The sequence below is a fragment of the Caballeronia sp. EK genome (assembly GCF_014384845.1).
Classification (GTDB): Bacteria; Pseudomonadota; Gammaproteobacteria; order Burkholderiales; family Burkholderiaceae; genus Caballeronia; species Caballeronia jiangsuensis.
In genome coordinates this window covers 1-10649 of record NZ_JACSUE010000045.1, presented here as the reverse complement: position 1 = coordinate 10649, position 10649 = coordinate 1, and the positions used below count along the sequence as shown (strand labels likewise).

7 protein-coding genes are annotated in these 10649 nt (G+C 56.6%); 1 reads left to right on the top strand and 6 read right to left on the bottom strand.

Going from position 1 to position 10649, the window contains the following annotated elements; genetic code table 11:
* Positions 1-128: 128 nt before the first annotated feature.
* From IAG25_RS40510 to IAG25_RS40485, 6 genes are all read right to left on the bottom strand, one after another.
* A complete protein-coding gene (locus IAG25_RS40510) occupies positions 129-605 on the bottom strand; it encodes a YsnF/AvaK domain-containing protein (RefSeq protein ID WP_187609824.1) in 477 nt (158 codons plus the stop codon).
* 33 nt (positions 606-638) lie between these two features.
* Positions 639-1355 (bottom strand): hypothetical protein, encoded by a 717-nt coding sequence (locus IAG25_RS40505; protein WP_187609823.1) that lies wholly within the window; start codon positions 1353-1355, stop codon positions 639-641.
* Positions 1356-1748: 393 nt separating this feature from the next.
* Positions 1749-2315: a TIGR01841 family phasin gene (phaP, locus tag IAG25_RS40500; protein WP_238218430.1), complete on the bottom strand. Its 567-nt coding sequence runs from the start codon at positions 2313-2315 to the stop codon at positions 1749-1751.
* Between the two features lie 262 nt (positions 2316-2577).
* Positions 2578-3645, bottom strand: a complete 1068-nt coding sequence (locus tag IAG25_RS40495) for an extracellular catalytic domain type 1 short-chain-length polyhydroxyalkanoate depolymerase (protein WP_187609822.1) — start codon at positions 3643-3645, stop codon at positions 2578-2580.
* 1114 nt (positions 3646-4759) lie between these two features.
* Complete coding sequence (locus tag IAG25_RS40490; RefSeq protein ID WP_187609821.1) at positions 4760-6742, bottom strand: DUF2075 domain-containing protein; 1983 nt, start codon at positions 6740-6742, stop codon at positions 4760-4762.
* Between the two features lie 1871 nt (positions 6743-8613).
* Positions 8614-9528, bottom strand: coding sequence for a LysR family transcriptional regulator (locus tag IAG25_RS40485; protein ID WP_187609820.1), 915 nt, complete (start codon positions 9526-9528; stop codon positions 8614-8616).
* Positions 9529-10013: 485 nt separating this feature from the next.
* On the opposite strand from IAG25_RS40485, the gene IAG25_RS40480 reads away from it, so the two are divergent.
* Positions 10014-10400, top strand: coding sequence for a bacteriohemerythrin (locus IAG25_RS40480; protein ID WP_187609819.1), 387 nt, complete (start codon positions 10014-10016; stop codon positions 10398-10400).
* Positions 10401-10649 lie beyond the last annotated feature (249 nt).

The window sequence follows — 10649 nt, the reverse complement described above, 5'->3', positions numbered from 1 at the left end:
CGCATTCTGCCGCAACCAGCCATGTTCCAGCTTGTCGATGCAAAGCGCCTCAAGGGTTCGCTGCTCCGGGCTCCCGCCCGCCCTTGACCCGCACAAACACCCACTCTGAATTCAAAAGAGGCTAAAATCTATCCAGCGGGATTTGAAACGGAATCGCCTACGCCAGAGGACGGTATCGCGGGGTCCGCAATCCAGTCTCCCGCTGATCCGACTCGTCTTTCAACGACGACTTGCTGACGCTGCACCTCTGCAACGTGAACGTCGGTCTCGGTAGAGACGACGGTCGTTATACGTACCTCTTCTTTGAGCAACAGCTTCAATTCGGTCACGGGCACGTACTCGAAGACGGGCACGATCAAGGTGTCGCCCTCTTGGTGCGGGGCGAACTGGGCGTCGACGAATCTATTTACTGCAACGCGTTCTACCTGCACCGTACGGCTGTGCAAGAGGACGGGAAGCTCGTGTAGCTCGGTATGAGTGACGGTTCGAACCCGAAGCGCGCCGGTCTCCTGTTCGCGAGCCGTAAGGGCGAGCCGTTCCTCGCTCGCGATCAAGGTGGCCGGTCCGCCTTCGAGATTCGGCGTCGGTTCATCGTTACCGCTCATGCCCGTCCTCCGACTCGCAAAGTTGTATCGCGCTCAGTGCGCGGGACGGCTGCCCGGTACGGTGCGTCGCGCTGAGCGCACGGCGTCGTCCTTGTATGCAGCACCACCGGCGTCCTCGAACGGCGGCTGATGGCGAAAGCCCGCAACGCCGGAAACGATTGCGATGATCGCGCCGACCACGAGCGCAGCAAACGAGAACCATGACGCACGGGCGACGCCGCGCGCTGCAGTGTCTGCGGCCTGGCGTGTGTCGGCTTCAGCTTGCGGACTGGAGGCCATGGCCGTCGCCGAGGCCACCGCGCCCTGGACCTGCTCCTTGAGTGAGCTCATCATCGTTCCACTGGCTGCGGACGGACCCGCTGCTGCGGTCGCCGTTGCGCCTGTCGACGCAATACTGCCGGCGGCGTTGACGGCGCTTCCTAAAAGCGACGTTGCGCCGTAAGCCATAACGATGATCATCACCGCCCAGGCGAGGAGCCCGTGAAGCCAGCCCAGTACCGGCGCGCAACGGCCGGCGAAGTATGAACCGATGAACACCGCGATCACCGTCATCACGATCATGTAAGCGCCCGATCCGAAGGCGAATCCGCGCGCGGGATCGGGCTGAGTAAGCGGCGACAGGACAGACGCCCCAATTGCAGTTCCGAGCACCGTGAGGATCAGATAAGCGATGAGGGAGAGGATGACCCCGGCGATGACGGCACCCCAGGAGATACGGGGAAGACCGTCTTGTGTAGTGAGCAGGCGCATTTTGAAATCCATGAAGTTAGGAAAACGAAAAAAAATGATGTTCTTGGAAATTGGTGTTGTGGTGTATAGCGCAAGGGCTATTCCCAGGTGGGTCGGACGACGGCCCGAACCCTTATCTGCAAGTTACGCCACTTGTACGAATGCAAATAGGGGGTATCCGCTCCAAGCGTGAGAATCGAAAGAATTTATTGCCCACGACGCAATGTCCAGCGTTGCACTGGAGCAAGTTCGAGTTGAGGGATAATTCAAAAGTTTGGAACGGCGGACAGCCAGCGAGGTCGCGACGGGGCGCGCTCGCGTGCTGTCGGAGTTCAACAAGCAAAAGCCCGCTCGGAAGCGGGCCTTTGCTTGTCGTTGCAGTGACTAGTCCTGAAGCAGCGGGACTGCAGATGCTTAGTGCTTTTGGTTCGGCTTGTTCATCGATTGCGCGGCCGTATCGGCGCCGGTCTTCATTGCATTGCTTGCGGCCGAGACATTCGACTGGGTTTCCTTCGCCAGGGAATCAGCCGCGTTCGCTGTCGCCTCGACCGAGGCCGTGGTCGCTTGCTTCAAGTTCGTCTCCAAGGCCACAGCAGCCTTTTCCGACGCCTCGGATGCGTGATCAACCGCAGTCTTGAAGATCTCGTTCATGTGACCGCCATATGAGGCAAACTGGCTTTGCGCCTCTCGCGCCACCTGCTCGCCTGTTGCCGAGACAATCGCAAAAAAATGCCGACTATACGATGCTGCCTTTTCCGGAACTTGCGTAAGCAATTTCGATTGCCATTCGTTCACGTCGCTGGCATTTTCAGGCGCTGGCCTGGTTACACCCTCGTTTTCGGAAATGAGCGTTCTAATGGTTTGCACATTAAGTTGCGTTAGCTTTTGAAAGCCGTCCATATACTTATCGGTCAAGCTCATCCACGCCTGGAATTTAGCTTTTTGAAATGCTGCCATTTGCTGCGGAGGAAGAAAGAACATGAATTACTCCATTTAATTTTTAGACGGGTTTGGGATTTCGGGAGAGGTGAAAAATGCGTTGCTGCATTGCACGGTGAAATTCATCCTACAGCATTAAATTCAAGCGTCAAGCCTTATTTCATTTATGCAAGAATGCAATTTGCGGTTCGTATTTTTTACGTCGCCCTTTTTTATTCCTAAGCTGGATAATTTGAAAAAGGTATAAACGACCCAATTATTATCTTGACGCGCTGCCTATTTGGCCCGCGCGTTTGCGGGCCATCTATCGTGAGTCGGCGACGGCCTCGAAGAATCGCATCATCTCTCGCGCAGCGTTCGGTCCCCGGGCGTCCGTGTGAGTGGCGTCGGGATCGCCACCCGACCAGGCGTGACCAAGCCCGTGGATCAGCCACTGTTCGCCGAAGACCTCCCCGCCGCCGCTACGTCGATACGTGCTGCGGGTATAGGGATAGCCTTGCTCCACTTGTCCGAGTTCGGTGGTAACCGAGGCGTATGCCTCATCCGTGCCGAGCATCAGGCTCCGATGCATCTGCATCAGCCCCTGAGCGTTCAGCGGATGCACCGTGGTGTCTTGATCACCGTGAAAGACGATGAGGGGCACCGCACGACAAACGCCCATCGCGTCTCGTGCGGCGCTCAGCTGGGCGGTGCAGGTTCCCGTCCTCATTGCGGTCATCGCCGAAAATGCTTCGTCGGCGACACCGAACGCCAAGCCTGAATGAATCCCGGCGGCCGAGTAAAGGTCGGGATGAGTGACCGCAAGGTTCACTGCCATCGCCGCGCCGGCCGACATTCCGGCAACGAAAACGCGGGTCGGATCGATCGCGTAGGATGCCATCACCTCGCGCGTAATTCCCGCGATGATCGAGGCTTCGCCTGAATCGCGGACCTGATCTGCCGGCCGAAACCAGTTCCAGCACCTGAACATGTTGGCACTCGTTCCCTGCTCGGGATAAACGACGATACAGCCGCCACTTTCAGCGGCCAGATTCATTCCGGTGCCGAGTGCAAAGTCATCGGCGTCCTGGCCGGCGCCATGAAGCATGACTATAAGGGAGGTGGGTGCGCCGCGATAATTCGCCGGAACGTAGACCTTGAAGTCGTGGACACCCGTCGGGTGGGAAAACCGATCCGAGAGCCATTGCGGACCCAGTTGGAGCGCGCGAGTGGTTTTCTTTTGAGCTTCCGGTGAGCACGAATCGAAATCCGCAGCTTCGACCACGTCGTTGGCGACGCGAGAAACAAACAAGCCTATTAAGGGAGACGATGAACTTTCGAAAGAAGGGTGATCCGAATTGTGCATTACGGCTGCTGCATTGATATTTTTCATTGGACTCTTTTATTCGGACTGATTTGCGCGATTGTCGAGTATCGATCGGATAATGACCCGCCACCGGTTGGTGCCGCGATATTTGAATGCATTTTTCTCGGCGAGGACAAATGCGGTGAATCCTTGGAAACCCAGGTTGGACGCGTGGCTGTTGGGAAGGTCGGGCTCGGAAGCCAATATCGTTAAAGATCGATTTGCTTTCGTAACGGCATGGATCCCGGATTTAGAACTTCGCTTAGAGATTCATCGTACCCGCGTTTACCCTTGGCGCGAAGGCGAATAAAGACATTTACGACTTTAGGTACCACAAGACATCGACATTCCGATGGGAGGTGGCAACACGGTCATCGTTTCCGGCGGCCGTCCCTGCCGCCCGTCGGGGGCTGTCCAAAAGCGCAGGTAGGCAGCAAAGACGAAACGTACCCGATTCCTTCCACGGATTGAGCGTCGCGGATCCGCATTGAACCAATCTATATCGAGCAGCAGCCAACCTCTGATCAGGCGGCAAGTGCCTAATTTAGATGATGTGAAGTACATCAGAGCGGCGGCGTCGGCGGCAAAAGGCCATAGATGCCTCGATTCGGCGATGGCTCGCATTGCTCATGAGGAGCGTAGGATCCCCCTGGTGCCTTAGCGCTGAACATTGGCTCGCGAGCATTGACAACAGGCACGTCGCGACGGATAGCAGCTTTGGTAAGGCGATCCGGACTACGAGAGAGGCCATACTAAAATCTGGAGCGGAGCCGTCGCAGAGACACAAGCGACAACAAGGCGGCCTGTACTGCGGCTCGCCGACGGAACAAGCGGCAGTTCAGCATGGTTGTCCGACCGCCCTCGTGTCAGAAAAAAATTAGGGCGCTGGCGGGTTCATGCCGCACGTCGCCAGGCCCCCAGTGAACACCAGAAAATCCGCGCGAGTGAAGGGCCGTTGAGCATTGCAATCGGCCGTTGCTTTCGCGGCAAACCAAATGGCGGCAAGGGGGCGGGTACGGCTGTTTGGGCCGCTTGCGGGGGATAAACAACGCCCGAGCTGCGAGTTTCGGCAGTCGGCCAAGTGACGTTCGTACGCTTTGACGTTCGGGCGTTGAGGCAGCCGCTCAGCCCCCGCTACCGGTCATTCAACAGGCGACCTGTCACTGTCGAGAGTTTGCAAGCCACACAGCTGTAGGAAGTGATACGTTCCGTCGTAGTAGGCGGGCGGCCTGGTCCAGTCGTTGCCGTCGCCCCGCGGGATGCATAAGACGAGGCCCTGCCGGGCCCGAGTCAGGATAACGCGATGAGCGTTCTTTAAGTAAAGCCGCCGAGTAGCGTCGTTGACCGACTGCCATTTGCTACCTTTGAACGATTTGCTTACCCACTCATGACCGTTATGGTGAAAATTGGCATCCCAGCAGACGCCGACCCAGTCTAGCTCCAGGCCTTGTACGTCGAACTCGCTAGCCACCTCCTCGAGATAGAAGGCTGAGCGTACGTCCGACGCATCATTAAGAAACCAATTAACTGGTTCGATCGGCGCTTTCATATGTATCCCAAGCGGACGCAGACGTTGTGCGCCGGACGAGGCTACTAACCCAAAGCGCTCGGAACCTCGCGCCTTTTGACGTAGCCAGTCACGCGCCACGGCGAGATCCCGGGTTAAAAAAATTGGGTAGGTTGACCGGATTTGTTCGTATGCTGTGCGCGCAGCGCTCGGCACATTATCTACGACATGGCCGATAAAGTCGGAAAGCGCCTCAGCGCGGAACGAGCGCATCGATACCGCTAAGTGTAACTGAGCGTCCTGGCGAACTCGCGAAGACTGAAGGAATCGAGGAATGTCACCGCCAGCACTGTAATCTGGCAAGGAGATGCGCGGCGAAACATGCACCACCCAATCTGGAAAGCGAGTTTCAAGAGCAGCTACCCATTCCGAAAATCCTGCCTCTCCAGTGTTAATTTCTTGCCCACCACCAATTAGACACACGATGGTGCACCAATCCTCGTGGCGGTCCATAACACTGATTAGAAACTCGGGCTCCGACATGTCAAAGTTCAACTGGCCCCGCTTTCGCTGCATGAATGCTGATGCCTGCTCGCGCGTCCAAGCTCGCTGCGCCTCGTCGAAAACCACAACTTTCTCTGCAGGCACCTCTTGGTTCGCGACGTAGTGGTCACGGAAATGATGAATGTTTTGTACAAAACTGCGAACCTCACGTTCTGCGTTCGCCTTAGAGACCTTTTCGCGAGCTGCTCTGTCTCGGGCTAAGGCTTCGCGCAAAACTGCTACCAGGGGCCCGTTGCCAGACAGAAAAACCGCGTGTTCGTCCTTATGCTCGTCTGATCGTCTCGTAGCAACGTTCAAACCAGCGAGCGTCTTTCCCGATCCCGGAACGCCGGTCACAAAGCAAATCGCTTTCGTGCGTGAGCTTTTTGCTTCATCGATTATTTCGCTCACCCTGGCGCTAGTCTCTCGAAGGTTCTTGGCGCCCGCATCGGAGCGAGCGATGTCGGCGACATTGTGAGTTCGATAGAGTGCCTGCGCCGCTTCGACAATTGTGGGAGTTGGTCTGTACCCTGAGTCCATCCAGCGCTGTTCATCCAGCGGCGGAAAGTCTCGGCTGGCAAAAATTGCGCGGAATTGGGACTGAAGGCTCGCGGCATTCGTCACTACGGGGTCAGCAACTAAATCCTTGGCGAGCACTAAGCGAGCTAGCGTCGGCGCTGAGGAGTTTGTCGATATCAAGACTGGCACAATCGGCACGAGGTGGCTCCCCTCGTGGAAGTTTTTGAAATCCAATGCGTAGTCTATAGCTTGGAGGATCGAACCTCGGTCGTGCTCGCGGGCTCCCACTTTGAACTCGAGTATGAACACCAGCCCATGCATCAAAATCACTGCGTCGGCGCGCTTACCCATGCGTGGGACATAGCATTCTAGGAAAATTCTTCCTTCGAAGGATGCGAGTGCGGGTTTCAGAATTTTTAGCTGCTCTGTCCACGCAAACCGCTGTGAACCTTCGAGTGCGTGTTGGTGATTTGCGGTGAGTACGCCGATAATCCGGTCGTCGTCGTCTCGGGAAAAGTCTTGAATCGAAGAGGAGTAGTACGCTATAACGCCCATTTAACGTCCGCGAGTAAATTTGAAACGCGAGCTGGTAGCTGCATTGAGAATGGATGTGAAAGCCATCGACATCATGCCTGAAACTGGCCGACTACCGTTTTTCCTGAACACGATGCGGCAAGCCGCGTTAAAGGACCAGCCAAGATATGCCTTCGACGCTTTGATTTACGCTGACCTTGCAGTGCGATATCTTAGTCGGAAATCGGACGTGGTGGCCTGTAATATCGACTAAAGGTCTTTGACGTTGGACTTAGCCCATTCGCCTTTGAGAGGCGACACGGGATGCGAACTACGGCGACTCGAAACTGCGAAGTTGGCCAAGGCAAGATGCGGCTGTCCAAACGCCGTGAAGCCGCCGGCGTCGGTAACCCACCGTATTGCAGAGGTTCGAGAGGGTGTCGTCGAACGTCGGCTTCGGGTCGATTACAGGCAATCGCGCACGCGAATCCAAAGGCAATGGTAAATGGCCGGGCGGTGACGGTCGGTGGTCTAAGGTTTTCGTGAGGTCGCGAGCCGCCCGATTCTGTACATCCGGAAATCGGTTGAAGACTCGGTGCCAGATCGCAGCTAGGACCGCCCGCTGAGGGCCCACATATGTCGCGCAGGGCTCGACTTACCGTCGTCGCTTTTTGGAGTCGACCACTTGGGCAACGCGGAGCGTCGCGGCAAAGGAGATTAAGCGTCTTGTTAATAAGTCGGCCGATCGCGTCGAAACTGAGGCAATGTCAATCTGCGAAGTCTGGGCCTTCAGCGGCTGGAATGGTCGGCACAGTGCAGGCGAAACCGCCGTTCTGGGGTGCGAGATCTCCGCGGCTTCGCCAGAACCGCGCAGCGAAATCGAATAAGACAATCTGGCGGAATCATAAATGGAGGAGGTCGCATTGCAGTCGCTGCGCTAGTCGTGCGGGCACCTGCTCCAGCCATGCTATTGCTTCACAGCTCGCGTCGCTTCGCGGTCGCGGTGTTCGGTTCCTTGGAAGCCCTGTTCAGACTGCCCAGCTATCAAGTGAGCCACTACGAGAGACGATCGGCCATGGATCCCAGACCGCTTCTCAATGAATATTCCTTAGTTATCCAAGCTTACCAGTTCTTAGAGCTTTTCTAAGGATGCATAGTTCGCAGTGGGATATGCATCCTGGTGAAGTTGAGCCTAGCCCCCAGCTTATAGGGAGCCTTCAGACCCAACCCGCCGCATCTATGTTGATGCACCCCGGAGCTAGCGTCGCCCGTCAGCCGTTCGCCTAAAGGCGCTAACTTCGCCACCTTGCCCGGTGTCTCAAGACTATCCCACAGTCCCGTGGTGTCCTGCGGCCGCTGTCGTTATGTCTCCGACCAGCCACGCGGCGGTCCTTAGTCAAAGACTGCTTCCAGTATATGTTGGCTTCATCGGCATGATTTGTGGTCGTGGGTATCCACACGAAAAGGTCTCGTTGCCATGCGGTAGTTTTCGTTGAAACTCGGACTCAATCGCTGAGGCGTCGTTGTCATGCACCGACCTACGGATGTTTCAATCGGTCAAGTCGAGGCCATACATCGTCGGTCGACATATGCTTCGATCGTTCGCCATCGCTTGCAAGAAGGAAGAGCGACTACACGCTAGACTACGGCTTCTAGGAGCGGATTAACACTCGCTTGATAGGCGAGTCGGCACGAACTCAATGAACCGGCAGAGCATTAATAATGGAAGAAAAGAAAAGAGCCGCGATGGGGCGCCTCGAGCGAGGCGGCCGACTACGCTTATCGACTTTGTCTGGCGCATGACGCTTCGCCTCGCGCGCGAAGCAGTTTTTTCAATAGAGGACCGGTCGAGCGCGAAGCGAACGTCTGTTTGGAACTGCCGGTGGCCCAGTCGGAACGCAAGGGATTCAGACTTATCGATACGGCATGGCGTCGAGCCAGCGTTGCTCGTCGTTGGATCGCTCTATCAGCATGTCGAGGAGTAGTCGAACCTTGGCGCTTAGCTGCCGCCGATGGGGGTAGAGCGCAACGATCTCCAACTCCTGTGTTCGGTAGTCGGGCAGCAGCGGAACGAGCGCCCCGGAAGCTAGAAGATCGGAAACAAGAAACGGGGGGCACAGCCATAACCCGAGTCCGGCAGCAGCAGCTTCGCGCATGACCGAAATGCTGGCCGTCACCAGATTGCCCGAAACGCGAACGCTCTTTGGTTTGCCGGTGGAATCGACAAAGTGAAACTCATTGCGAAAGATCGAGTGGGCGTAAATCAAGCAGTTATGGTCGAGCAGGTCGGTCGGACCGCGGGGCGTGGAGTGAGCTTCGAGGTAAGCCGGCGAACAGCACAACAGGTAACGCCATTTCGCCAAGGTCCGTCTAATCAAGGTCGAATCGGGCGGCGATGCCGGCATTATCGATAGGTCGAATCCCTCCCGCACGGGGTCGATCATGGCGTCGATCTGAAAATCCAGCGAGACTTCCGGGTAGTTGCCCAGAAAGCGCGTCACGACCGGAGCGATGAATCGGTCCAGCGAATGATGGCATCGCACGTGAAGCCGGCCGCGGGGCGTCACCTGCAAGGCGCTGGTTATCTCGTCCGCTTCCGCTAGATCCAGCAAGATCTGTGAGCAGCGCTCGTAATACTCGCGACCTATCTCGGTCAGACTGACACGGCGCGTGGTGCGGTTCAACAGACGCACGCCAAGACTGTCTTCGAGTGCCAGGACGTGATTGCTGACCGTCGTTATAGAGAGGTCGAGTCTGCGTGCGGCAGCAGTAAAGCCGCCGCTTTCGACGACACGGACAAATGCTGTGAGGCTGGCCATCCGATCCATGCATTCCACCAAATTTTCAATTCACAGCGAGAGCCGCATCAGTGCCAGAGTGTGGAGCGCGTCAATCAGGGCCGCGACTTTTTCGCGTTGCCTGAAAGTCTATCAAGATTGAGGGGAGTTATCTCGTCCGAATAAAAGCTTATGCTGCAGTAAATGCGGACGAACGTTCCTTCACCTACGAAAAGGAAGGACAGGGCTCTCGCATGCCCACGCATGAGAGGCGGATCATCCGTGTGAACAAAGTAGCCTACGCGGTCAGCGCGGTCCACCCAGTGATGTGCATGAGCCCAAGGGCACTGAAGCATCGGAAAAGCGCGATCGCTGGTCTTCCAACCTCAAGCACTAAACAAAAGGAGTTCTCAAAAGACCGGACTTGCCAACCCCGAGCGCTAATGCAGAAGGGGCAAAAATGCTACCTATGCTGGAAAACTCGTGCAAACCATCGCCGACGACAACGTCGGCCGCTTGTTATTTTCGGAGCGGTTATGGAATGGAACGACAGCATGACGCTCGGCTACGAATCGATGGACCAGGTCCATCGCGAGTTCGTGGGGTGTGTCGCGAACCTGCAGAAATGTGCCGACGCGGACGTGCCAGCGATGTTGGATCGAATGATCGAGCATCTGCGCTCGCATTTTTCGGAGGAAAATGAACTCATGACAAAGCACGAATTTCCTCCGAAAGAATGCCATATTGACGAGCACGCCGCGGTGTTGCGCTCTGCCGCCGAGGTAAGACTGTGCGTCGAGCGCGGCGACTATGCGGAAGCGCGCTCGTTCGCCATTGCCTTGGCCAGGTGGCAACCGTGCAAAGCGATCAGCCTTGGACTCATGCGTCTGGTTGCTGCGCCTTTTGCCCTTCAAGTCGCATGAGTTGCCGCTATGGCAGTCCCGATCGCCACTGTCCTTGCGTAGAAAGATGGTATGGACGCCTCCCTCCCGGATCGGTAAGGCGAGGCAGCAGCAACGGCGGGGCACTCGCCATAGCTGACAGCAGCGGAGTGCCAAACTGGTGGTGTTGAAAACGACCACCGAGGGTTAGGAGGACCAGAAATGAAGACTACGACATTCGGCGTGGACTTAGCAAAGCGCGTGTTCCAAATTCATTGGGTTGACACGGAG